At 69.7% G+C, this 24,110-nt stretch carries 18 protein-coding genes; 6 read left to right on the forward strand and 12 right to left on the reverse strand.

Annotation, left to right across the window (positions count from 1 at the left end):
• Complete coding sequence (locus EZ216_RS02920) at positions 1 to 504, forward strand: disulfide bond formation protein B (RefSeq protein ID WP_135248071.1); 504 nt, start codon at positions 1 to 3, stop codon at positions 502 to 504.
• A 136-nt stretch (positions 505 to 640) separates the two neighbouring features.
• On the opposite strand, the gene argA is transcribed toward EZ216_RS02920, so the two are convergent.
• Positions 641 to 1,990 carry an amino-acid N-acetyltransferase gene (gene argA / locus EZ216_RS02925; RefSeq protein WP_135248072.1) on the reverse strand — a complete coding sequence of 450 codons (1,350 nt, stop codon included), beginning with the start codon at positions 1,988 to 1,990 and terminating at the stop codon, positions 641 to 643.
• A 98-nt stretch (positions 1,991 to 2,088) separates the two neighbouring features.
• Here argA and EZ216_RS02930 point away from each other — a divergent pair, with 98 nt between their 5' ends.
• The 3 genes from EZ216_RS02930 to EZ216_RS02940 are packed head-to-tail and all read left to right on the forward strand — an operon-like array spanning position 2,089 to position 8,484.
• On the forward strand, positions 2,089 to 3,318 hold the full coding sequence (locus EZ216_RS02930) for a GGDEF domain-containing protein (RefSeq protein WP_135248073.1): 1,230 nt from the start codon (positions 2,089 to 2,091) through the stop codon (positions 3,316 to 3,318).
• A 52-nt stretch (positions 3,319 to 3,370) separates the two neighbouring features.
• Positions 3,371 to 7,300 (forward strand): ATP-dependent RNA helicase HrpA, encoded by a 3,930-nt coding sequence (gene hrpA, locus EZ216_RS02935; protein WP_135248074.1) that lies wholly within the window; start codon positions 3,371 to 3,373, stop codon positions 7,298 to 7,300.
• Positions 7,297 to 8,484 (forward strand): Bcr/CflA family efflux MFS transporter, encoded by a 1,188-nt coding sequence (locus tag EZ216_RS02940; protein WP_135248075.1) that lies wholly within the window; start codon positions 7,297 to 7,299, stop codon positions 8,482 to 8,484. Before hrpA ends, EZ216_RS02940 begins: the two co-directional genes overlap by 4 nt.
• Before the next feature lie 33 nt (positions 8,485 to 8,517).
• Here EZ216_RS02940 and EZ216_RS02945 read toward each other — a convergent pair whose 3' ends face one another.
• The 5 genes from EZ216_RS02945 to EZ216_RS02965 form a co-directional block, all read right to left on the reverse strand.
• Positions 8,518 to 9,795: an amidohydrolase family protein gene (locus tag EZ216_RS02945; protein WP_135248076.1), complete on the reverse strand. Its 1,278-nt coding sequence runs from the start codon at positions 9,793 to 9,795 to the stop codon at positions 8,518 to 8,520.
• 1 nt (position 9,796) lies between these two features.
• Positions 9,797 to 10,720, reverse strand: coding sequence for an ABC transporter permease (locus tag EZ216_RS02950; RefSeq protein ID WP_135248077.1), 924 nt, complete (start codon positions 10,718 to 10,720; stop codon positions 9,797 to 9,799).
• Positions 10,717 to 11,778, reverse strand: coding sequence for an ABC transporter permease (locus EZ216_RS02955; protein WP_135249099.1), 1,062 nt, complete (start codon positions 11,776 to 11,778; stop codon positions 10,717 to 10,719). Before EZ216_RS02955 ends, EZ216_RS02950 begins: the two co-directional genes overlap by 4 nt.
• A gap of 124 nt (positions 11,779 to 11,902) precedes the next feature.
• Positions 11,903 to 13,426 carry an ABC transporter ATP-binding protein gene (locus EZ216_RS02960; RefSeq protein ID WP_135248078.1) on the reverse strand — a complete coding sequence of 508 codons (1,524 nt, stop codon included), beginning with the start codon at positions 13,424 to 13,426 and terminating at the stop codon, positions 11,903 to 11,905.
• Positions 13,427 to 14,428: a BMP family protein gene (locus EZ216_RS02965; RefSeq protein WP_135248079.1), complete on the reverse strand. Its 1,002-nt coding sequence runs from the start codon at positions 14,426 to 14,428 to the stop codon at positions 13,427 to 13,429.
• A gap of 136 nt (positions 14,429 to 14,564) precedes the next feature.
• Between EZ216_RS02965 and EZ216_RS02970 the strand changes: the two genes are divergently transcribed.
• The gene (locus EZ216_RS02970) at positions 14,565 to 14,978 is read left to right on the forward strand and encodes a hypothetical protein (protein WP_135248080.1); all 414 of its coding nucleotides are present in this window, start codon (positions 14,565 to 14,567) and stop codon (positions 14,976 to 14,978) included.
• Positions 14,979 to 14,988: 10 nt separating this feature from the next.
• Here the strand turns inward: EZ216_RS02970 and EZ216_RS02975 are convergent, their stop codons facing one another.
• The 6 genes from EZ216_RS02975 to tagH all read right to left on the reverse strand — a co-directional run bounded on the left by EZ216_RS02975 (position 14,989) and on the right by tagH (position 21,906).
• Complete coding sequence (locus tag EZ216_RS02975; protein WP_135248081.1) at positions 14,989 to 16,104, reverse strand: HupE/UreJ family protein; 1,116 nt, start codon at positions 16,102 to 16,104, stop codon at positions 14,989 to 14,991.
• Positions 16,101 to 17,282, reverse strand: coding sequence for a tetratricopeptide repeat protein (locus EZ216_RS02980; RefSeq protein ID WP_239024258.1), 1,182 nt, complete (start codon positions 17,280 to 17,282; stop codon positions 16,101 to 16,103). The genes EZ216_RS02975 and EZ216_RS02980 overlap by 4 nt, the downstream gene beginning before the upstream one ends.
• Before the next feature lies 1 nt (position 17,283).
• Complete coding sequence (gene upp / locus EZ216_RS02985; RefSeq protein ID WP_135248082.1) at positions 17,284 to 17,913, reverse strand: uracil phosphoribosyltransferase; 630 nt, start codon at positions 17,911 to 17,913, stop codon at positions 17,284 to 17,286.
• Positions 17,914 to 17,930: 17 nt separating this feature from the next.
• Positions 17,931 to 19,196: a URC4/urg3 family protein gene (locus EZ216_RS02990; RefSeq protein WP_135248083.1), complete on the reverse strand. Its 1,266-nt coding sequence runs from the start codon at positions 19,194 to 19,196 to the stop codon at positions 17,931 to 17,933.
• Positions 19,193 to 20,464, reverse strand: coding sequence for a GTP cyclohydrolase II (locus tag EZ216_RS02995; RefSeq protein WP_135248084.1), 1,272 nt, complete (start codon positions 20,462 to 20,464; stop codon positions 19,193 to 19,195). The genes EZ216_RS02990 and EZ216_RS02995 overlap by 4 nt, the downstream gene beginning before the upstream one ends.
• Positions 20,465 to 20,586: 122 nt before the next feature.
• Positions 20,587 to 21,906: a type VI secretion system-associated FHA domain protein TagH gene (gene tagH / locus EZ216_RS03000; protein ID WP_167772812.1), complete on the reverse strand. Its 1,320-nt coding sequence runs from the start codon at positions 21,904 to 21,906 to the stop codon at positions 20,587 to 20,589.
• Between the two features lie 485 nt (positions 21,907 to 22,391).
• Here tagH and EZ216_RS03005 point away from each other — a divergent pair, with 485 nt between their 5' ends.
• The gene (locus EZ216_RS03005; protein ID WP_135248086.1) at positions 22,392 to 24,098 is read left to right on the forward strand and encodes a ShlB/FhaC/HecB family hemolysin secretion/activation protein; all 1,707 of its coding nucleotides are present in this window, start codon (positions 22,392 to 22,394) and stop codon (positions 24,096 to 24,098) included.
• Positions 24,099 to 24,110 lie beyond the last annotated feature (12 nt).

Raw genomic sequence — 24,110 nt, forward strand, 5'->3', positions numbered from 1 at the left:
TTGTTCCATTGGCTGTTCGCGGCGCCGCGCCGCACTCTTGCGCTGGTGTGCGCCGCCTGCGTGGGCATGCTGGCGTTCGCGCTGTACCTGCAGCACGTCGTCGGGCTGGAGCCCTGCCCGATGTGCATCGTGCAGCGCTATGCGCTGATCCTGGTCGCCATCTTCGCCGGCATCGCCGCGGCCATCCCACGCCGTGGCGCCTGGGTCGTGGGCAGCCTGCTGGGACTGGGGTTCGCCGGCTTCGGCGCTTTCGTCGCCGCGCGCCAGAGTTTCCTGCAGTGGTACCCGCCCGAGATCGTCTCGTGCGGCCGCGACTTCTACGGGATGATCGAAACCTTCCCGCTCAAGCGCGCCGTGCCCATGATCTTCCGCGGCAGCGGCGATTGCACCAAGGTCGACTGGACCTTCCTCGGCGGGTCGATAGCGAACTGGTCGTTCGTGGCGTTCGCCGCGTTCGCGGTCGTGTTCCTGGTGGTGCTGATCAGGGCGCTGCGGCGCGGCTAGATTCTCGAAAGCGGGGTCCGCAACGCAGAGAACGCGGAGCAAGCGCAGAGGACGCAGAGGAAACCTTTCGAAGGGCTTTCTCTGCGTCCTCGGCGTTCACTCTGTGCTCTCGGCGTTATTCAGCCAGCGGTGAGACTCAACTTAGCTTCTTGACGAACACCATCGACTTGCGGTCCCAGTTGTATTTGCGCTTGCGCGCGTCGGGCAGCCAGTCGGGTTCCACCTGCACGAAGCCGCGCTTGAGGAACCAGTGCATGGTGCGCGTGGTGAGCACGAAGATGCTGTCCAGGCCCATGGCCCGCGCGCGCTGTTCGACGCGCTTGAGGATCTTCTCGCCGTCGCCCTGGCCCTGGCTTTGCGGCGACACGGTCAGCGCCGCCATCTCGCCGGTCTTGGCTTCGGGGTAGGGGTAGAGCGCGGCGCACGCGAAGATCACGCCGTCGTGCTCGATGATGCTGTAGTTGCCCACGTCGCGCTCGATCTCGGTGCGGTCGCGCTTGACCAGCGTGCCGTCGCGCTCGAACGGTTCGATCAGCTGCAGGATGCCGCCCACGTCGTCGGCGGTGGCTTCGCGCAGTTCCTCCAGCTTCTCGTCGATGACCATCGTGCCGATGCCGTCGTGCACGTACACCTCCAGCAGCAGCGCGCCGTCGACCGAGAACGGGATGATGTGGCTGCGCTCGACGCCGGCCTTGCAGGCCTTCACGCAGTGCTGCAGGTAGAAGGCGGTGTCGGTGGGCTGCTGCGGGTTGGGCAGTTGCGCCAGCAGCTGTTCGGCGGCGGCCAGCGGCAGTTCGGTGTCGATCGGGTTGTCTTCGGACTCGGCCTCGGTGGCGCGCATGCGGATGCCGGGCACCTCGGTCAGGAACACCAGCTTGTCGGCCTGCAGGGCGACGGCCACGCTGGTGGCGACTTCTTCCATCGTGAGGTTGAAAGCCTCGCCCGTGGGCGAGAAGCCGAAGGGCGACAGCAGCACCATCGCCCCGTGGTCCAGCGTGCGGCGGATGCCGGCCACGTCCACCTTGCGCACCAGGCCGGAGTGGCGGAAGTCCACGCCGTCCAGGACGCCGACCGGCCGGGCCGTGATGAAGTTGCCCGAGATCACGCGCACGGTGGCGCCGGCCATCGGCGTGTTGGGCAGGCCCATGCTGAAGGCGGCCTCGATCTCGTAGCGCAGCTGCCCGGCGGCCTCCTGGGCGCAGTCCAGCGCCACTTCGTCGGTGATGCGCATGCCGTGCGAGTAGCGTGCCTCGTGGCCCTTGGCCTTCAACTGCTCGTTCACCTGCGGGCGGAAGCCGTGCACCAGGACCACCTTCACGCCCATGCTCTGAATCAGGGCCAGGTCCTGCACGATGTGGGGCAGCTTGCCCGCCGCGATGGCTTCGCCCGCCACCGCCACCACGAACGTCTTGCCCCGGTGCATGTGGATGTACGGCGCCACCGACCGGAACCAGGGCACGAAGGTGAAATTGAAGACGGCGGACATGCGGCTGTGAAAGCTGTCGGGGGAGATGCGGCGGGGAGAGCGGGACAGTGTAAGGTACGGTTCCGCGGCCATGGGCAGCCGCCAAAGGGGACAGGCGCATGGACAGCGTCGCGGTCGGTTTCTGGGGAGCGTTCTTCGGCGCGGTCAGCCTGTCGCTGTTCGCCGCCGTGCTGGCCTTCCGCCGCTCCGCCCGGCGCGTGGCGCTGACGGGATCTCTCTCCGCCGTCGTCTCCGGTCTCTACGTGCTGGTATTCCTCGGCTGGCTGCCCGGCCTGGGGCATGACGCGCAACTCCGGCTCGACGCCGCGCTGGCCGCTGCCGCCTCCGCGGTGCTGGGGTTCCTGCTGTTCTGGCTGCTGGGCCTGGTGCGCGGCGCGCGCGTGAGCCGCGCCGTGGTGCTGGCCGCCGCCGCCACGGCCGCGGTCATCCTGTTCGGCTGGACGCTGCCCGCCGAGGGCGCTTTGGCCGTCGCGGTCGGCATGCAGGCGGCACTGGTGGCCGCCGGCCTTGGTGCGGCGGGGCACAGCGCCTGGCGCGGCGCGCCCCCCGGCCACCTGGCGCTGGCCGGCCTGGGCTTCATGACGACCACCATCGCGGTGCTCACCTGGTACGCGTTCGCGCCGGCGCTCACGCCCTGGTGGCTGCATGCGCTGGGCGCGCTGGCGGCCATCGGCTACACGGGCAGCATGGCCAGCGCGCTCTGGGCGCGCTACTCGTACCTCATCGACGTGCGGCAGGCCATGATCCACGGCCCCAGCTACGACCCGGTGACGCGCATGCCGTCGCACCACGAAACCAACCTGCTGGTGGGCGAGGCTTTCGCCAAGGGCTACCGGGAAGGGCGTCCGTTGGGAGTCATCGTCGTCTCCATCGGCAACTTCGAGGCGCTGGAGCACCTGCATGGCCGCGCCGCCTACAACCACGGGCTGTTCATCTGCGCCGGCCGGCTGCGCCGCATCACGCCGGCCGGCGTGCAGCTGGGCCGCCTGGGCAACGACGCCTTCCTGCTGCTGATGCCGCGGCCGGTCTCGGCCGGCGCGCTGATCGAACTGGCGCAGGTGATCGCCCAGCGCGTGCCGCGGCCGGTGGCCATCGGCACCACCGGCGAGATGGCCGAATTGGAGACCACCCGCACCACCTGGGTGGCCGACGTGGGCGTGGGCGTGCTGGTGGCGCCGCCGCAGATGCGCGCGCCCACGGCCATCGCCGCGGCCAAGGCCATGTCGCGCACCGCCTGGAGCTACGCCAGCCGGGTGGCCGGCTACGACGAGGACGCCCGGAAGATCGCCGAACTCGGCGCGCCGCCGGGCCCCGTCGCCGTCCGATAATCGCGGGTTCCGCCGCCGCGCCCGCCGGCGGCCTTGCGACGTTTCACCCGCCTTGCCCGCTCCCCGCATCACCTTCCCCGATTCGCTGCCCGTTTCCGGCAAGCGCGACGAGATCGCGCGCGCCATGCAGGACCACCAGGTCGTCATCGTCTGCGGCGAAACCGGCTCGGGCAAGACCACGCAGCTGCCCAAGATCGCCCTGGCCATGGGCCGCGGCAAGCTCAATGCCAAACCGGGCGAGAAGGGCCGCCTGATCGGCCACACGCAGCCGCGGCGCATCGCGGCGTCCAGCGTGGCCAAGCGCATCGCCGAGGAACTGGAGACGCCGCTGGGCGAGGTGGTGGGCTACAAGGTCCGCTTCCAGGACCGCCTGTCGCGCGACGCCTCGGTGAAGCTGATGACCGACGGCATCCTGCTGGCGGAGACGCAGACCGATCCGCTGCTGCAGGCGTACGACACGCTGATCATCGACGAGGCGCACGAGCGCAGCCTGAACATCGACTTCCTGCTGGGCTACCTGCGCCAGCTGCTGCCGCGGCGGCCCGACCTGAAGATCGTCGTCACGTCCGCCACCATCGACGCGGAACGCTTCGCCGAGCACTTCGCTTCCGCCAACGGCAAGGCGCCGGTCATCTACGTGTCCGGCCGCATGTACCCGGTGGAGCAGCGCTACCGGCCGTTCGAGGAGACGCGCGAGTACGGCCTCGACGAAGCCATCGCCGATGGCGTGGACGAGCTCTGGCAGGGCAACGCTTCGGGCGACATCCTGGTGTTCCTGCCCGGTGAGCGCGAAATCCGCGAGGCGGCCGAACACCTGCGCAAGCACCTGTCGCACCGCCCGCTGACGCGCGATGCCGAGGTGCTGCCGCTGTTCTCGCGCCTGTCGCAGGCGGAGCAGGAGAGGGTGTTCGACACGCACTCGCGCCGGCGCATCGTGCTGGCCACCAACGTGGCCGAAACTTCGCTCACGGTGCCGGGCATCCGCTACGTCATCGACGCCGGCACCGCGCGCGTCAAGCGCTACAGCTACCGCAGCAAGGTGGAGCAGCTGCTGGTGGAACCGGTCAGCCAGGCGGCGGCCAACCAGCGCGCGGGCCGCTGCGGCCGCGTGGCCAACGGCATCTGCATTCGGCTCTATGACGAACCGGATTTCAACTCGCGCCCGCGGTTCACCGATCCCGAGATCCTGCGTTCCTCGCTGGCGGGCGTGATCCTGCGCATGAAGGCGCTGCACCTGGGCAACGTGGAGGACTTCCCCTTCATCGAGCCGCCGCCGCGCCGCGCCATCGCCGACGGCTACCAGCTGCTGGGCGAGCTGGGCGCGGTGGACGACGCGAACGAGCTCACGCCCATCGGCGCGCAACTGGCGAAGCTGCCGCTGGACCCGCGCGTGGCGCGCATGATCTGGGAGGCACGCGAACGCGGCGCGCTGGCGGAAGTGCTGGTCGTCGCGTCCGCGCTGTCGGTGCAGGACGTGCGCGACCGCCCGCTGGAGATGCAGGCGCAGGCCGACCAGCAGCACGCCAAGTTCGACGACGAGAAGAGCGAGTTTTCGGGCTACCTGCGGCTGTGGGAATGGCTGGACACGGCACGCGGTGGCGTGCCCCCGCCCCAGCCCGCCCCCAAAGGGGGAGGGAGCCACCCCACGCATCGCCTGTCCAACCGGCAGTACGAATCGCTGCTGCGGCAGAACTTCATCAACGTGCGCCGGGTGCGCGAGTGGCGCGACATCCACTCGCAGCTGCACACCGTGGTGGCCGAGCACAAGTGGCGCATGAACACCGAAGCGGCGGGCTACGAGCAGCTGCACAAGTCCATGCTGGCCGGTTTGCTGGGCAACGTGGGCTGGAAGATGGAAGACCCGGCCGCGCCGGGTTCGGGCCAATCGGAATACCTGGGCGCCCGCGGCATCAAGTTCTACCGGCACCCCGGTGCGCACCTGAAGAAGCGGCCTGGCCGCTGGATCGTCTGCGCCGAACTGGTGGAGACCACGCGCCTTTTCGGCCGCGGCATCGCCAACATCGAGCCGCAGTGGATCGAGGAAGTCGCGGGCCACCTGCTCAGGAAGCAGCTGCTGGATCCGCACTGGGAGAAGAAGGCGGCCGACGTGATGGCGCTGGAGCGCGCCACGCTGTACGGGCTGGTCATCTACAGCGGGCGGCGGGTGCCGTTCGCGCGCGTCGACCAGCAGGGCGCGCGCGAGATCTTCATCCGCGAAGGTCTCGTAGCGGGCCAGTGGGACACCAGGCTGCCGTTCCTGGCCGCCAACCTGAAGCTGGTGAAGCAGGTCGAGGAAATCGAGCACAAGTCGCGCCGGCAGGACGTGCTGGTGGACGAGGAGCTGATCTACGCGTTCTACGACCAGCAGCTGCCGGCCGACGTCTACAGCGGCCACACCTTCGAGGCGTGGTTCCGGCAGGCATCGCGCGGCAACCCGAACCTGCTGAAACTCACGCGCGAGGAGCTGATGCGGCACGAGGCCGCGGGCATCACGACCGACGCTTTCCCGAAGACGGTGAAGCTGGGCGGCGTGGATTGCGCGGCCACCTACCTGCACGAACCGGGCGACGCGCGCGACGGCGTCACCGTGACCGTGCCGCTCTTCGTTCTGAACCAGGTGGCGGAGGAGCGCGCCGAGTGGCTGGTGCCGGGCATGCTGAAGGACAAGGTGCAGGCGCTGCTCAAGAGCCTGCCGCAAAAGCCCCGCTCACGGTTCGTTCCGTTGCCCGAATCGGCGGCGCGCATCGCCGGCAGCCTGACGGCGCCGGAGCGCTGGGCGCACGGCTCGCTGGTGGACGTGCTGCTTCGCCGCGTGCGCGAGGAGACGTCGCTGGACGTGAAGCGCACCGACTTCAAGCTGGACATGGTGCCCGCGCACCTGTTCATGAACTTCCGGGTGGTCGATGAACACGGGCGCCAGCTGGGGATGGGGCGCAACCTGGGCGCGTTGAAAGCGGAATGGGGAGCGAAGGCGCGCGGGGCGTTCCAGGCGCTGGCGGGGGTGAAAGGCCGCGCGGTTGAACCCTCCCCCTCTGGGGGAGGGCAGGGTGGGGGCACGCACGAGGCCAGGAATCGCGCGGGCGCCAGCCCCCCTCCCAACCTCCCCCCAGAGGGGGGAGGGGCAAGAGACTCGTCGCAGCGCTACACCACGTGGTCCTTCGGCGAACTGCCCGAGCTCATGGAAGTGCGCAAGGGTGCGACGTCCCTCGTTGGCTTCCCCGCCCTGGTGGACCATGGCGACGCCGTCACCATCGAAGTCTTCGACGAACCGCAGGTCGCGGCCGCGAAGCACCGCATCGGCCTGCGGCGCCTCTTCGCGCTGCAGCTGAAGGACGCGCTCAAGTACCTGGAGAAGAACATCCCCGACCTGCAGAAGATGGCGGTGGCGTTCATGCCGCTGGGCACGCAGGAGGAATTGCGCCAGCAGGTCATCGACGTGGCGCTGGACCGCGCCTTCCTGCTCGACCCGCTGCCCGCCGACGAAGCCGCGTTCAAGCGGCGCGTCGAAGAGGGCCGCGGCCGGCTGACGCTCATCGCCAACGAAGTGGCGCGGCTGGCCGGCACCATCCTCACCGAGTACGCGGCGGCCGCGCGCAAGATCAAGGACACCAAGTCGCAGCCGGATGTCACGGCCGATGCCGCGCAGCAGCTGCAGCGGCTGGTGTCCAGGCGCTTCCTGTCCGACACGCCCTGGGCCGCGCTGCAGCACTTCCCGCGCTACCTGAAGGCCATCACGCTGCGGCTGGACAAGCTGCGCGCCGATCCGGCCCGCGACGCCGCGCGCATGAACGAGGTGAAGCCCGAGGAGCAGCGCTACTGGCGCCTGGTGGCCGAGCGCAAGGGGCAGGTGGACGACCGCATGCAGGAATTGCGCTGGCTGCTGGAAGAACTGCGCGTCAGCCTGTTCGCGCAGGAGTTGCGCACGCCGCAGCCCGTGAGCATCAAGCGGCTGGCCAAGGTGTGGGCGCAGCTCAACGCATGAGCCACACGCGGCTTCGCATGCTCAACCTCGTCGGCCAGCTGGCGTACGGCCTGCTGTCGATGACCATCTGCCTGCCGTCCATGCAGGACTGGCCCGCGACGTTCGGCGCCAGCCAGGCGGCGGTGCAGCTCACGTTCGGCGGCTTCGTCGGCGCCTACGGCTGCATGCAACTGGTGTACGGCCCGTGGTCCGACCGCATCGGCCGCAAGCCGGTGCTGATGATCGGCCTGTGCATCGCCTTCCTCGGCAGCGTGATGGCGGCTTTCGCAACCAATCTCGCCACGCTGACGCTGGCCCGCGTGCTGCAGGGCGCCGGCGTGGCGGCGGGCATGGTGACGGGCCGCGCGATGGTGCAGGACCTGTTCCAGGGCGCGGAGCGCACGCGCGCGATGGCGCTGGTCGGCATGAGCATGGGCGTGGTGCCGCCATTGGCCACGCTGGCCGGCGGCGCGCTGCACGTGCGCTTCGGCTGGCAGGCGTGCTTCGTGCTGCTCTCCGTGCTTGCGGTTGCGCTGCTCGCCGCGGCATGGTGGGGCCTGCCTTCGCAGCAGCCGGCCGGCCGGCATCAACGCCCCGGTGCGTTGCGCGAGCTGGCCACCAGCTACGCGACGCTCGCGCGCGAGCCGGCTTTCCTGTTGTACGTGCTGCTGCTCGCGTCCACCACCGCGACGTTCTATACCTTCCTCGGCGGCACGCCGCTCGCCCTGAAGGCTTACGGCGTCCGGCCCGACCAGCTGGGCTGGTACATCGGTGCAATCCCGGTCGCGTACATCTTCGGCAACCTGCTGACGCTGCGGCTTTCGCATCGGCTGGCGGACCACGCCATCGTCGCCGGTGGACTGGCGCTCACGCTGCTGGGCGTGGCGCTGGTGATCGCGCTGGGCCTGTCACCGGTGCGCGGGCCACTCGCATTGGCCTTGCCACTGCTGCTGCTGGGTGTGGGCCACGGGTTGATCGTGCCGCCCACGCTCGCGGGAACGGTCGGATTGATCCCCGCGCTGGCCGGTGCCGCCGCCGCGGTGGGCGGCGTTTCGCAGCAGCTGCTGGGCGCTTTCGGCGGTTTCGCCGTGGGGCTGGTGACGCACGAGACCCAGGTGAACCTGGGCCTGCTGATGTTGGGGTGGACCCTGCTGGGACTGGCGGCGCAACTGCTGCTGGCTTCCGGACGCAAGCAGCGCGCTTAGGTCCGCACCCGGCCGTCGCCGGTTACCGCGTTCTTACTGGCGCTTGATGAAGTCGACGCCGCCAGGCCGCCCTTCGACCTTCAGCGACGAAGACTGCGGCGCACTCTCGGCCAGCAGCTTTCCCTTGCGCCAGACCTTCAAGCGCGTCGCCCGTAACCGGATGGCTTCGACCGGATCGCGCGCCTGCAGCAGCACGAAGCTCGCATCGCAGCCCGGCTCCAAACCGTAGTCGTCCAGATGCATCACCCGCGCCGCATTGGCCGTCACCGCGTCGAAGCAGGCGCGGATGCCCGCCTGGCTGGTCATCTGCGCCACGTGCAAGCCCATGTGCGCGACCTCCAGCATGTCGCCCGACCCCATGCCGTACCAGGGGTCCATCACGCAGTCGTGGCCGAAGGCGACGTTGACGCCGGCGGCCATCAGCTCCGGCACGCGGGTCATGCCGCGGCGCTTGGGGTAGGTGTCGTGGCGGCCCTGCAGCGTGATGTTGATCAGCGGGTTGGCGACCACGCTGACGCCGCTCTCGGCGATCAGCGGCAGCAGCTTGCTGACGTAGTAGTTGTCCATGCTGTGCATGGACGTGCAGTGCGAGCCGTTGACGCGGCCCTGCAGGCCCAGGCGCTGCGACTCGTACGCCAGCGTCTCGATGTGGCGCGACAGCGGGTCGTCCGACTCGTCGCAGTGCATGTCCACCAGCTGGCCGCGCTGCGCCGCCAGTTCGCACAGCAGCTTCACGCTGGCGGCGCCGTCGGCCATGGTGCGCTCGAAGTGCGGGATGCCGCCCACCACGTCCACGCCCAGGTCCAGCGCGCGCTTCAGGCTGTCCATGCCGCCCTGGGTGCGCAGCACGCCATCCTGCGGGAACGCGACCAATTGCAGGTCGATGTAAGGCGCCACGCGCTTCTTCACGTCCAGCATCGCTTCCACCGGCAGCAGGCTGGGGTCGCTGGTGTCCACGTGGCTGCGGATGGCCAGCAGGCCCTTGGCCACGGCCCAGTCGCAGTAGGCGAGGGCGCGCGACACCAGGTCGTCGATCTTCAGCAGCGGCTTGAGCTCGCCCCACAGCGCGATGCCTTCCAGCAGCGTGCCGCTCTGGTTGACGCGCGGCAGCCCATAGCTGAGCGTCGCGTCCATGTGGAAGTGCGGATCGCAGAAGTGCGGCGTGAGCAGCTGGCCCGCGGCGTCGATGGTCTGGGCGGCGGGCGCGGACAGGCTCGGCGCGACTTCGCGGATGCGGCCGCCTTCGACGGCGATGGACATGCCGGTGCGGCCGTCGGGCAGCGTGGCGTTGGTGACGAGGAGATCGAGCATCTCAGCGTTCTCCCTTGCGGTACGGCTTCATGAGGGCTTGAGGATAGGCGGCTTTGCGCGCCACCAGCACCAGCGCCAGGATGGACAGCAGGTACGGCAGCATCAGGTAGACCTGGTAGGGCAGCGCGGCGTCGCCGGCCTGTTGCAGGCGCAGCTGCAGCGCGTCGAAGAAGGCGAACAGCAGGGCGCCCAGCAGCGCCTTGCCGGGTCGCCACGATGCGAACACGACCAGCGCCACGCAGATCCAGCCGCGGCCGTTGACCATGTTGAAGTAGAACGAGTTGAAAGCCGAGAGCGTGAGGAATGCGCCGGCCACGCCCATCAGCGCCGAGCCGGCGACGATGGCGCCCGTGCGCAGGCCCAGGACGGATGCGCCCTGGCTTTCCGCGGCCTGCGGATTCTCGCCGACCATGCGCAGCGCCAGGCCCACCGGCGTGCGGTACAGGACCCACGCGATGAGCGGCACCAGTGCCAGCGCCAGCAGCGTCAGGGGCGTCTGTGCCGAAAGCACCGGGATGCCCAGCCACTCCATGGGCAGGAAAGGCTGGATGGTCGGCGGCGTGTTCACCTTGGGAAAGCTCACGCGGTAGCCGAAGTAGCTGAGCGACGTAGCGAGAAGCGTGATGCCCAAGCCTGCCACGTGCTGCGACAGCGCCAGCCCCACCGTCAGCCACGCGTGCAGCAAGCCGAACACCGCGCCTGCCAATGCGGCGACCAGAACGCCGGTCCACAACGTTGCACCGGCGTACACCGCAAGCCAGCCGGTGAACGCGCCCGCGACCATGATGCCCTCGATGCCCAGGTGCAGCACGCCGGCGCGCTCGCACAGCAGCACGCCCAGCGTGCCCAGCACCAGCGGCGTGGCGATGCGCAGCACCGCGATCCACAGCGCGGGGTTGGCCAGCAGGTCCGGCAGCTCGCTCATCGCCACCTCACGCGGTACTGCGCCAGCATCGCGGCGACGAGCACGGAGAGCAGCGAAGCGGCGACGATGACATCGGCGATGTAGGTCGGCACGCCGATGGCGCGGCTCATGCTGTCGGCGCCCACCAGCACGCCGGCGACGAAGACCGCGGCGGGCAGCACGGCCAGCGGGTGCAGGCCCGACAGCATCGCGATGACGATGCCGCTGTAGCCGTAGCCCGGCGACATGTCCAGAGTGACGTAGCTGGTGCGGCCGGCGACTTCCACCGCGCCGGCCAGGCCGGCCAGCGCACCCGACAGCAGCGCGACGACGATCACGGTGCGCGTGACCGGGACGCCGGCGAACGCCGCCGCCCGCGGGTTGGCGCCGAGCGCGCGCACGTCGAAGCCGAAGGTGGTGAACTTGAGCAGAGCCCACACGAGCGCGGCCAGCACGGCGGCAGCGATCAGGCCGGTGTGCAACCGGGCGCTTTCGATCAGGCGCGAAAGTTCCAGAGCGCCTTGCAGCGCCACGCTTTGCGGCCAGCCCATGGCAGCGGGGTCTTTCATCGGGCCGTCCAGCAGTGCGGACACGCCCAGCAGCACGACGAAGTTGAGCAGCAGCGTGGTGACGACTTCGTCTACGCCCAGCTTCGCCTTCAGCAGCGCGGGGCCGAGCAGCAGCACGGCTCCCGCGAGCGCCGCCGCCAGCACCATCAGCGGGAACAGCACGGCGGCCGGCAGGGCGAAGCCTTCGCCGCCGTGCATGCCGCCCACCGCGACCGCGGCCAGCGCGCCGGCGTAGAGCTGGCCTTCCGCGCCGATGTTGAACAGGCGCGCGCGGAATGCCACCGCCGCCGACAGGCCGGTGAGGATGAGCGGCGTGGCGCGTGTGAGCGTCTCGGTCCACGCGAAGACCGAGCCGAAGGCGCCACGCAGCAGCAAGCCCCACGTGGGCGCCACTGGTGCGCCTGCCCACAGCACCAGCAGCGAGCTGACGAGCAAAGTGAAGGCGATCGCGCCTAGCGGCGCGAGAGCGAGCGCAGCGGCGGAAGGTGCGGGGCGTTTTTCGAGGCGCATGGTCATCCGTGCGTCTGGGGGCGCCTCTCACCCCAACCCTCTCCCCGGAGGGGAGAGGGGGTGGCCCGGCCGCGAGGGGCTTGCTCCCTCTCCTGCTGGCGGGAGAGGGCGGGGGCGAGGGTGTTCATGCCGCAACTCCCACCATCGCCAATCCAATCTCTTCACGCGTCCACTCGCCCCACGGCTTCGCCTCGCTCAGCTGCCCTTCGTGGATCACCGCGATGCGGTCGCCCAGCGCCAGCACTTCGTCCAGGTCATCCGACAGCAGAAGCACCGCGGCACCCGCATCGCGGGCCGCGATCAGCTGCCGCTGCACGTAAGCCACCGCGCCGATGTCCAGGCCCCACGTGGGCTGGTGCGCGACGATCAGCCGCGGCGTGGCGCCGTCGGGTGCCAGCAGGGCGCGGCCGAGGATCAGCTTCTGCATGTTGCCGCCGGACAGCGCACGAGCGGGCGCGTCCACGCCCGCGCCGCGCACGTCGAAAGCCTGCGAGATGCGCTGCGCGTGCGCGCGTGCCGCGGCGCGGCGCACGAACGGCCCACGCGAGAAGGCGCGGCTGCGCAGCCGCTCGGCCACTGCGTTCTCCCACACCGGCAGGTCGCCGACCACGCCGGCGGCGTGCCGGTCCTCGGGGATGCGCGCCACGCCTTGGCGAACCAGCCAGGCGGGTTGCGCTCGCAAGGGTTCACCGGCGAGCGTCACGGCACCCGGCGAAGCACGCCGCACGCCGCACAGCAGGTCCGCCAGCGCGAGCTGGCCGTTGCCGGAGACGCCGGCGACCGCGGTGATCTCGCCCGCGCGCAGCGACAGCGACACGTCGCGCAGCCGGTCGCGTCCCGCGCCGGCGTCCACGTGCTCGAGCCGGCAAACGACATCCGCCACCGCTTTCGCCGGCGAGCGCTGCGGCAGTTCCACCGCCTGGCCCACCATCCAACTTGCCAGTTGCGGTTGCGTGACTTCGCGGGCATCCGCTTGCGCCACCAGCTTGCCGCCGCGCAGCACCGCGACGCGATGGGCGACGCGCAGCACTTCGGCCAGCTTGTGGCTGATGAAGACGATGGACAGGCCTTGCGCCACCATCTGCGCCAGCGTGGCGAACAGCGCCTCGCTTTCCTGCGGCGTGAGCACCGCCGTCGGTTCGTCCAGGATCAGGATGCGGGCGCCGCGGTACAGCGCCTTGAGGATCTCGACGCGCTGGCGTTCGCCCACCGACAGCTGGGCGACCAGGGCGTCCGGCTGCACCGGCAAGCCGAAGCGCGAAGCCACCTCCAGCAGCTTCGCGTGCGCGGCGCCGCGGCGGCTGACGGGCCGCCACAGCGGTTCGGTGCCCATCAGCACGTTGTCCAGCACCGACAGGTTGTCCGCCAGCGTGAAGTGCTGGTGGACCATGCCGATGCCCGCGGCCAGCGCGGCGCGCGGCTGTCCCGGCGGCAGCGGCCGGCCGAAGGCCTCGATCGAGCCCTCGTCCGCCACGTAGTGGCCGAAGAGGATGGAGACCAGCGTGGACTTGCCCGCGCCGTTCTCCCCCAGCAGCGCGAGCACCTCGCCTTCGGCCAGCGAAAGCGAGATGGCGTCGTTGGCGACGAGCGGGCCGAAGCGCTTCGTGATCCCGGACAGCCGAAGGACCGTCCGGCCTGGGTCGGGCATTTACTTCGCGGTGGACTTCGGCTGGCTGTCGTCGACCTTGACGGTGAACTTGCCGGCCAGGATGTCCTTTTCCTTCGCCTTCACCTTGGCCACCAGCTCGGCCGGCACCTTCTTCTCGAACGTGCCCAGCGGCGCGAGCTCCGAACCCTTGTGCTTCATCATCGAGTACTGGCCGTAGTCCTCGGCCTTGAACTTGCCTTCCTTCACGTTCCTGATCGCCAGGTCGATGGTGGGCTCCATGTTCCACAGCGCGGACGCCACCACGGTGTCGGGGTACTTGTCCTGCGTGTTGATCACGTTGCCGATGGCCAGCTTGCCTTTCTCCTTGGCGGCGTCCGAAACGCCGAAGCGTTCGGCGTAGAGGATGTCGGCGCCCTTGTCCACCATGGCGAAGGCGGCTTCCTTGGCCTTGGGCGGGTCGAACCAGCTGTTGATGAAGGTGACGGTGAACTCCACCTTCGGATTGGTTTCCTTCGCGCCCGCCATGAAGGCGTGCATCAGGCGGTTGACCTCGGGGATGGGGAAGCCGCCGACCATGCCGATCCTGTTGGTCTTGGTCATGCCGCCGGCGATCATGCCGGTGAGGTAGGCCGGCTCCTGGATGTAGTTGTCGAAGACGCTGAAGTTGGGCGCCTGCGGCTTGCCCGAGGACCCCATCAGGAACGCGACCTTGGGGAAGTCCTTGGCCACCTTGCGCGCCGCGGCTTCCACCGCGAACGATTCGCCGATGATCAGCTGGTTGCCGCCGGTCGCGTACTCGCGCATCACGCGCTCGTAGTCGGCGTTGGCGACGTTCTCGCTGGCCTTGTATTCGATCTCGCCGCGCGCCTCCGCGGCCTTCAGCGCCTTGTGCAGGCGGCTGACCCATTGCTGTTCGAACGGGACCGTGTAGACGCCGGCGACTTTCAGCTTGGCTTGCGCCAGCGCGGCGGCGGGGCCCAGGGCGGCGAGGGTGATGGCGGCGGCGATCGCCGCGCGGCGGGTGGTCGTGATGCGGGACATGGTGGCTCCTCCGGTTGAGTCGGTGCAACTTGCAAGGGTCATGCCAGTGGCAAAGCGGCGTCAAGCCCTCGTCATCCCGGTTGCGCGGCGTGCGTCGGGCTGCCAGCAGCGGCCGCAAGTCAGTACACTCGGTTACATGGCCGAAGGCAGCCCCACCGCTCCGAGAGAAGTCGACGTTCCCCTCGGCGGTCCGGCCCATCCGGCGGAGGCGTTCGACCCGAACAGCACGGCCGTCTTCCAGTCGAAGATGAAGAAGGCGCCGGTCTGGTTCTGCTCGATGATGGCCGGCAACAGCCGCGAGAAGCGGCGCCTGCGCGACGAGCTGGCCACCATGAAAGGCGCGCTGCCGCTGCTGATGAAGCAGCGCAACGGCGGCAGGTGGACGGCGGAGGAAAAGGCGCAGCTCGGTGTGATGGTGCGGTCCGCTTCCTCGGTGAGCCCCTACCTGTTCATCTGGGCGCTGCCCGGCTCCATGCTGCTGCTGCCGTTCCTGGCCTGGTACATGGACAGCCGCCGCAAGCGCCGCAGCAGCAACGAGTCGCGCTTCTGAAGGCCTGGCCTCACGCGCCGATGTCGAAGGCGCGCTGCACGAACCACCAGGCCGCCACCAGCGCGATGGCCAGCGACCCGAAGCGCAGTACGCCCACGCGGTAGAACGCCGTGCGGCGCAACGCGAAGGCCAGCGGCAGGAAAGCCGCGACGATGGCCAGCTGCCCCAGTTCCACGCCCGCGTTGAAACCCACCAGCGCCAAAGTAAGGGCGCCTTGCGGCAGGCCCAGGTCGGCCAGCACCGAAGCGAAGCCGAAGCCGTGGATCAGGCCGAACACGAAAGCCATCACCCAGCGCCGTTTCTCCACCGTGCCCCGCAAATTGTTCAGCGCGGCCACCACCACCGAGGCGGCGATCACCGATTCCACCAGCCTTGAAGGCAGCGACACGAAGCCCAGGGCCGCGAGGCTCAGGGTGACCGAGTGCGCCAGCGTGAACGCGGTGACCACCTTCACCACCGCCAGCACCGCGCCGCGCAGGCTGTCCACCGGTTCCCAGCGGTTGTCGCGCCGGAAAAGGACCGCGGGCAGCAGCAGCGACAGCAGGAACAGGATGTGGTCGAAGCCGATCCAGATGTGCCAAACGCCTTCGACCACGTACTGGCGGAAAGTCTCCCAGGCGCTGGGCGCGCGCATGGACAGCGCCTGCTCGGACGAAGCGGACGAGAACACCAGCGCCTGCGCCCCCGTGGCGCCGGGCGCCAGCCACTGGACCAGCCCGCGGTGCGTGGGATCGACGTCGAACAGCGCGGTGTAGCGCAGCTTCAGTTCGCCGGCCGAAGGCGGGCAATCGGCGTGCAGCGACAGCACGGCGTAGGTGCCGTCGCTGTGGTGGTCCAGCTGCATGGCACCGGGCGCGGCCCACGTGCAACCCGCGAATGCCAGCCGCGAGGTGGCGTAGTGGTGGATGTCGTCGGCGCGCCGGCGCACCTCGCCCCAGGTGATCTCGCCGTTGCCGTCGCGGTCCAGGCCCAGCACGTAGTCCAGGTCACGCAGCGCCAGGTCCCAGCGCACTTCGATGGCGCGGCCGTCGCCGTTCGCGCGCACGGTGAGGTAGCTGTCGCTGGGCTTGTGCGCCCAGGCGGGCAGGGCGAGCAGCAGCGCGAGGAGGGCGAGCAGGCGTTTCACTTGCCGCCTCCCAGCTGCTTCGCCAGGTCCTGCAATTGCGGGTCTTCGTAGCGGCTGGCGGCCAGCCAGTCGAGCGCGGGCTTCGCCGCGGCGGGCTGGCGCGCGGCCAGGGCGGTGCGCATCAGCACCTGTGCGTCGCGCGGCTCCTTCTGCTGTTGCCAGTTGCTGGTGGCCAGGCGCAGCGCTTCGTCCGGCTGCCCTTGCACGTCGAGCGCGAAGCGGGCGGCTTCCTGTTCATGCAGCCGGTCGCCACGCTGCGCGGCTTCGGCGAAGCGCTCCTTCAGCTGCGATGCCCAGTCGGCGGCTTTCGCATCGCTGGCCGCCTTGCCCGCCAGCGCCAGGCGCAGCAGCAGGACGTCGGACCGCTCCCAGCCGGCGAGCAGCTTCAGCGCTTCGGCGGGACGTTTCCGGTCGATCAGGAAATCGGCGTACGCGCCGAGCAGGAACTGGTCGGTGATGCCCTGCGCCAGCGCGGCGCGGAAGTGCTTTTCCGCCGCGGCGTCGCCGCCCAGCCGCAGCGCCATTTCGGCCAGGCGGGTCTGCACCCACAGCTGCAGTTCCGGCGCGGCGCGCGGCGTTGCCGCCGCGGCGGCCGACAGCTTCTCGTACGCGGGCCGCAGCGCGCCCGTCGCGGCCTGCACATAGGCGGCGCAACCGGTGGCGAACAGCGGTTCGGCGAGGGCGGCCAGCCGTTCGCATTCCGCATCCGCTTCGGCATAGCGGGCCTGCACCATGAGGATGGCCGCGCGCCATGCCACCGGTTGCGGATCCTGCGGCGCCAGCGTCGCGGCCCGCGCCAGGCTTTCCAGCGCCGTGGCGAAGTCGTGGCTGTATTGCTGAAGCTGGCCCAGCACCAGCCAGTAGCCGGCATCGGCGCCCGCGTCCTTCGCCATCGGCGCGAGATCGGCGAAGGCATAGCCGACGAAGCGCGGGTCGCCTTGCGCCATCGCCAGCTCGAAGTGGCGGCGCGCGATCTCCACGCGCAGCGCCCGGTCCTGCGGGCGGGAAGCGAGCTGGCGGCGCATCGCTTCGACGCGGCGTGCGGACGGGTCCGCGGCGAGCGGCAGGCGTTCGACGACCTCGTCGTCGCTTTTCGGCGTGAAGGGCGCGGCGAAGGCGCCCGCGCAGCTGCACAGCAGGCAGGCGGCCGCGAGCCGCCGTAACGCACCGCGCTTCAAGTTACTTGGTGCCGAAGATGCGGTCGCCCGCATCGCCCAGGCCGGGCAGGATGTAGCCGTGGTCGTTCAGCTGCCGGTCGATGGCGGCGGTGTAGACCGGCACGTCGGGGTGCGCGTCGCCCATCGCCTTGAGGCCCTCGGGGCAGGTGAGCAGGCACACGAACTTCACCGACTTGGGCTTGAGCTCCTTGATGCGCTCCACCGCCGCGATGGCGCTGTTGCCGGTGGCCAGCATCGGGTCGACGACGATGACGTCGCGCTCGGCCATGTCCTGCGGCATCTTGAAGTAGTACTCCACGGCCACCAGCGTCTTGGGGTCGCGGTACAGGCCGATGTGGCCGACGCGCGCGCCGGGCACCACGTTGAGCATGCCGTCCAGGATGCCGGTGCCCGCGCGCAGGATGGAGACGAACACCAGCTTCTTGCCGTCGATGACCTTGGCGGTCATCTTCTCCATCGGCGTCTCGATCTCCACGTCCTGCAGCGGCGTGTCGCGCGTGACCTCGTAGGCCATGAGGGAGGCGAGTTCGCCGAGCAGGCGGCGGAAGCTGTTGGTGCTGGCTTCCTTCTTGCGCATCAGCGTGAGCTTGTGCTGCACCAGCGGGTGGTCGATGAGGTGGACTTGGGACATGGGGCGAATATAGCCAGTCAGAAGACCGTCCCGTCGCTCTGCACCTGCAGCGGGGGCACGCCGCCGCGGCGCTGCTGCGCCAGTTCGCGGCCCGCGGCCCAGGTGCCGCCTTCCAGCACGCGCGCCAGCGGCATCTGCTCTTCGGTCAGCGACAGCTGCGAGCGCACGCCGCCGGCCAGCTCGTCGAGCAGCGACACCGTCAGCGCGCGCCATTCCACGATGATCTCGTCGCCCGGATGCCAGACCTGGTGCGCCGCGTCGGGCTCGCGCAGCTGCAGCACGCCGGTGTCCAGCAGCAGGCCGCCGTTGCGGTATTCGGGCAGGGCGGTGAGACGGTCGATGCCAAGCAGCTTCACGCCGGCCCAGTGCAGCGGCTCCAGCAGCGAATACGTCAGCCACTGCGACAGCTTGTGGAAAGGCACCCAGCCGTCCGAGGGCCCTTCGCCGCGCACGGCCGAATGCCGCCACACGTCGCCCAGCGGCACGCCGCCGATGCTGTTGCCCATGGGCCAGATGCCCGACATGGACACCAGCAGCTGCGACAGGATGTCGTGCGCGTCGACTTCCGCGGTGTGCGCCACGCCGCCTTCGTCGCCGACCAGCAGGTCCACCAGCCCGGAAGGCCGGCCGTCGGTGAAGACTTCGGGCTGCTCGGCCAGCACCTCGCCCAGCCGGCGCAGCAGCACCGCGCGGCTTTCCAGTCCCACGAGCGGATTGCCCTCGCTGACCTGGAAGGCCTGCGCCAGGCGGTCGGTCACGAGGGAGCGCAAGCCTTCGGCGTCCACCTGCAGCGGCCGCAGCTTGTCGCTGGAGAACATGCCGGCGGTGAAGGCGTGGAAGCTGGCGACGGCCAGCCCTTCGGACCGCGTGAGCGTCTTGCCGCTGGCGGATTCGGTGTATTTCCAGTCCGGGCCCGCGCCGGCATCGAGCAGCACGCTGACGATGGTGAGGTCCACCATCGCATGCAGCCGCGTCTGCGGCGCCACGTTGCCCAGCAGCGCTTCCAGCTGCGCCTTGCGGTCGACGCCGCCCGCTTCGAAGTGGCGCCAGCGGCTGTGGAACGGTACGGTGCCCTTCGGGTAGCGGCGGCGCGTGGCGGCGGCCACTTCGGCGGCCGCGGTGCGCAGCGCGCCATCGTCCACCTTGAACCAGTGCGACTGGCCCACGCGCGCGCGGTCCAGCAACTGCGCGCAGCGCTCGCGCACGGCGACGGTGGACCGCAGGTGGCTGGCAGCGATCTCGCCCTGCGAGCGCTCGTGAACGAAATCCTCCGGGCCCGTCATTCCAGCTCCCGTCCCTTGGTTTCCTTCAGCTTGCGCGCGTCCGGCACCTCGCCGGGCGTGAAGTAGCCGGCCGCCATCTTGGCGTCCATCTCCACCCGCGCGTCGGCGGGGATCAGCTCGTCGGGGATGTTCACCCGCTCGCCGACCTCGATGCCGGATTGGGTGATGGCGTCGTACTTCATGTTGCTCATGGACACCAGGCGGTGGATCTTGCGCACGCCCAGCCAGTGCAGCACGTCGGGCATCAGCTCCTGGAAGCGCATGTCCTGCACGCCAGCCACGCACTCGGTGCGAGCGAAGTACTGGTCGGCGGTGTCGCCGCCCACCTGCCGCTTGCGCGCGTTGTAGACCAGGAACTTGGTCACTTCGCCCAGCGCGCGGCCTTCCTTGCGCGAGTAGGCGATCAGGCCCACGCCGCCGCGGCCGCCGGCTTCCCTGGGTTGCGCGCCGCGGATGCATTCCTCGATGGCGTGCGTCAGGTAGGGGCGGCAGGTGCAGATGTCGGAGCCGAACACGTCGGAGCCGTTGCACTCGTCGTGCACGCGGGCGGTGAGTTCGACCTCGGGGTTTGCCAGGTCGCGCGGCGAGCCGAAGATGTAGATGGTCTGCCCGCCGATGGGCGGCAGGAACACTTCCAGGTCGCCGCGCGTCACCAGTTCGGGATACATGCCGCCCGTCTCCTCGAACAGCACGCGGCGCAGGTCGGTTTCCGTGCAGCCGAAGCGCTTGGCGACCCCGGGCAGGTACCACACGGGCTCGATGGCCGCCTTGGTGACCATCGCCGCTCCCGAAGGCAGCAGCATCTTGCCGTCCGGCTTCAGGCGCCCCTTCTGCACCGCCTCGATCACCTCCGGCAGGATGACGTGGGCCTTGGTCACCGCGATGGTGGGGCGGATGTCCACGCCGGCCTTCAGTTCTTCGGCGAACACGTCGGCCACCATCGCGCCCCAGGGGTCGAGGCTGACGATGCGCTCCGGGTCACTCCACTGCGGGTAGGGGCCGATCGCGTCGGTGGGCGAGGTGTTGGTGAGGTCCGCCTTGTGGCTGCGCGACAGGGCGCCGGCGGCCACGGCCAGCGCGCGGTACACGCTGTACGACCCGCTGTGCGTTCCGATGACGTTGCGGTGCTCGCGCGAGGTGGTGGTGCCGACGACGGGGCCGCGCACCGCCGGGTTGGCCGCGCCCCAGAGCAGGGACGGGGCGCCGGTGCCGCCGCTGTGGGAGGTCAGCCGGATGTGCCGCGGCGCGGTGGTGTTGGGCGACGACATGGGGTCTCCTCAAAGAGGGGACTTTAGCGCCGGATGATGATGTTGTGGCGCGAAGCGCCGCCCGTTCACCCCCTCTCCCGCCTGCGGGAGAGGGCCGGGGTGAGGGCGGGGTGGGACCGGCGCTACTCCGTGCGCTGCGCCGGCGGCGGCATGCGCGAGCGCCGCAGCTTCTCGGTCTCGCGCAGGTAGGCCGCCATGTAGTAGCGGTTGAAAAGCTGTTCGCCCCAGTCGGGCAGCTTTTCCTTCTTCCTGTCGTAGAAGCCGGTGTACAGGTCCCACAGGCGGGCGTTGTCCACCAGCGAGCTCATGCTGAGCTTGCCCTTGAGCAGCGTGCCGCGCAGCTTGGCGGGATCGAATTCCTTGATCGCGCCTTCGGCCAGGCCCCTGGCGGCGGCGCGCGCGGCGGCCTCGTGCGACTTGGCTTCCACGGCGGCCTCTTGCAGCGCCCTGTTGGCCGGCGTGTACCCGCCCACGCCGTCGGCGGCGAACAGCAGGTACTGCAGCATGTCCTTCACCGGCATGGACGCCTTCAGCGGATTGGTTTCCTTGGCGCCCAGCATGGTGCGGTCCTCGGCACGCATGGACTGCTTGGCATCCACGCGCGTGGCCAGGTGGTCGCCCAGGCATTGCACGACGTGGCGCACGGACTGGCCGAAGCGCTCCCAGTCGAAGCCGGTCAGGCTGCCGGGCATCTCCACGCCCAGCCCTCGGCACAGGTTCTTCAGCGCCATCTGTTCCGCCTGGCCACCGGCCGGCGACGGCCCCGCGGCCGGCACGCCGGCACGGATGACGCCGGGCGCCGCCGAAGGCAGCGGCTGGTCGACGCCGGAGCGGCCGACGAAGGAGGCCGAGAACGGGTCGCCAACGTCCACCATGCGCCACGACGTGGACGACGAGAACGGGTCGTCGTGGTTGCCCGAAGGCATGGGCGCCGGCGCGGCGGGTTGCTGCGGTGCCGCCGCGACGGCAGCGGGCGGCTCCGCCGGCAGCGGCGCGGGCTTGGGCGCGTGATCCGACAGCAGGTCGGCCCAGGGGTCGTCGCTGTTGCCCGCCGGCGAGGCCCGCGTGACCGGCCCCGCAGGCACGGGGCGCGCCCCCATGCCGGAGAAGCTGGTGGCGTCCAGGCTGGATTCGGGCTCGCCCGAGACGATGAGCGAGAACGATCCGATGCGCGCCGATTCGCCTTCGGCCAGCACGACTTCGTCGCCGGAGAAGTAGTCGCCGCGGTCGGTGTTGATGCCGTTGGCCGACAGCACGCGGACACGGGCGCCGCCGTCCGACCACTCGATGGACAGGTGGCGGCGGGAGATCAGCCTTTCGGTGTCCGGCAGGTAGACGGCGGCTTCGGGATCACGGCCGACCACCACGGCGGGTGTCTTGGGCTTGAGGGCGACCGTCTGCTCGAAGGAAGAAGGCCCGGTGAAATGCAGGAGGAACGACACGCCTCTGGTGGGGGTGATGCAAACGGACACACATTGTGCCGGACCGCCGGGCCAGCGCGGATCGCACCAACGCGGCCTGACCGCTTGCGGCAGCACTTCGCCCATCGCCACCGCCTGCTGATTCCGTCGCCTGGCTTGCACCACGTCGCCGCTGCCGCGATGCCGCGGCTTTCGCGGCAGTGCGAACGGCCAAACCGAGGACAACGAGAGCCCTCATCCGAGATTCTCATGCGGCCACTTTGTAACGTTGGAATGTGTAACAACTACCGATGACCGGGCGGCCGATCAGGCCGTGCGACGCCGGTGTCGCCGTGAACCAGTGCCGTACACCGTCCCAATGACATAACTGTGTTAGGCAACGTCCCTAAAGATGACGGAAACCTTGCTTAGGCGTTGTACATGAGCGCCACTACGTTTGACACATTAGTAAACGGATGTAAAAGTTACAGTCTCTACAGAAACTCGCCTCGCAGAGGAGTCTTGCTTTGAACAAGAAGAGCTGGGTGGCCGTCGCCGCGGCCACGCTTTGCAGTACCGTTCCCACGTTCGCCCAGCAGATCCGCCCCGATGCGGGCACGTTGCTGGAACAGCCCAGCCAGCTCCCCGCGCTCCCCGCGCCGGGCGGCGCTCCCACCACGGTCGTCCCGCAGGCTCCCGCCGCCGCGCCGTTCGCAAGCTCGGTGCGCATGACCCCCGCGGCGTTCCGCATCCAGGGCAACACCCTCTTCAAGGAAGAAGAACTGCGGCCGCTGGTGGCCGAGTTCGTCGGCAAGGAAACGGACATGGAAGGCCTGGTCAAGGCCGCCAACGCCGTGCGCCGCTACTACCGTGACCGGGGCTACCTGCTGACCGAGGCGTACCTGCCCGAGCAGCAGTTCGCCGCCACGGGCGGCACCGTCACCATCCAGGTGCTGGAAGCCCGCGTGGGCAAGGTGAGCGTGAAGGTCGAGGACGAGGGCATCTCCCAGTCGCTGGCCAGCGCCATCGTCAACACGCACCTGAAGGCCGGCGACTACATCAGCGAGAAGTCGCTGGACAAGCCGGTGCTGCTGCTGCGCGACCTGATCGGCTTCGAGGCCACGGCCGCCGTCGAACCCGGCGCCAACAACGGCGAAGCCGACATCACCGTGGTGGTGAAGTCGGCCGGCCCGAAGGCCGACGGCCTGGTGGGCGTGGACAACTCCGGCGTGCGTTCGGCGGGCCAGACGCGTGCCTTTGCCAGCGCCAACCTGAACAACCCCACCGGCCGTGGCGACGTGCTGAGCGTGCGGGTGCAGGAAAGCGAGCGGTCGGCGTCGCAGCTGTACCGCGTGGGCTACAGCACCGCCGTCGGCGGCTACGCCACCAAGCTGGGGCTGAACGCCACCAGGACCGAGTACGCGCTGGGCAAGCAGTTCGCGGCGCTCGGCGCGACGGGCGAAGCGACGATCTACGGCGCTTCGCTGACGCAACCCTTCATCCGTTCGCGCGTGAACAACCTGCTGGGCGCCATCACGTACGAGCACAAGGAGCTGACGGACCGCACCACGACGCCGCCTTCGACCGCCGAGCGCAAGGTGGACACGGTGCGCCTGAGCGCGCTGGGCAACTTCGTCGACGAGGCGCTGGGCGCTTCGTTCAACAGCTACGGCGTGCACTACACCAGCGGCCACCTGCGGGAGGACGCGGCGACCCTGGCACTGGACCAGGGCGCCACCGGCCTGCGCACCGCGGGCCACTTCAGCAAGATCAACCTGGAATACCTGCGCACGACCTTCGTGTCCGCCGCGGGCCGCGTGAGCCTGTCGTTCCAGGGCCAGTTCGCGAACAAGAACCTCACCTCCGCCGAGAAGATCGGCCTGGGCGGCCCCAACGGCGTGCGCGGCTACCCCTCGGGCGAAGCCGTGGGCGACAGCGGGACCATCGTGCAGCTGGAATACAGCCACCAGCTGCCCGAGACCTTCGGCATCCCGCTGCGCGCCAGCGCGTTCTACGACTGGGGCCGCGTCAAATACAACGAGGGCGCCATCCCGGCCGCCTTCGGCGCCATCACCAACAGCGAGTCGCTCAGCTCCGTGGGCATCGGCCTGACCGCCGGCACCTTCGGCAACTGGCTGGTGAGCACGCAGCTCGCGTGGCGCCTGAACCGCGCGCCCGGCACCGACCCGGACAAGCACCCGCGCGTCTGGCTGTCGCTGCAGAAGTGGCTGTGAGCCACCGAGCCG

This window comes from Ramlibacter humi, from assembly GCF_004681975.1.
Classification (GTDB): Bacteria; Pseudomonadota; Gammaproteobacteria; order Burkholderiales; family Burkholderiaceae_C; genus Ramlibacter; species Ramlibacter humi.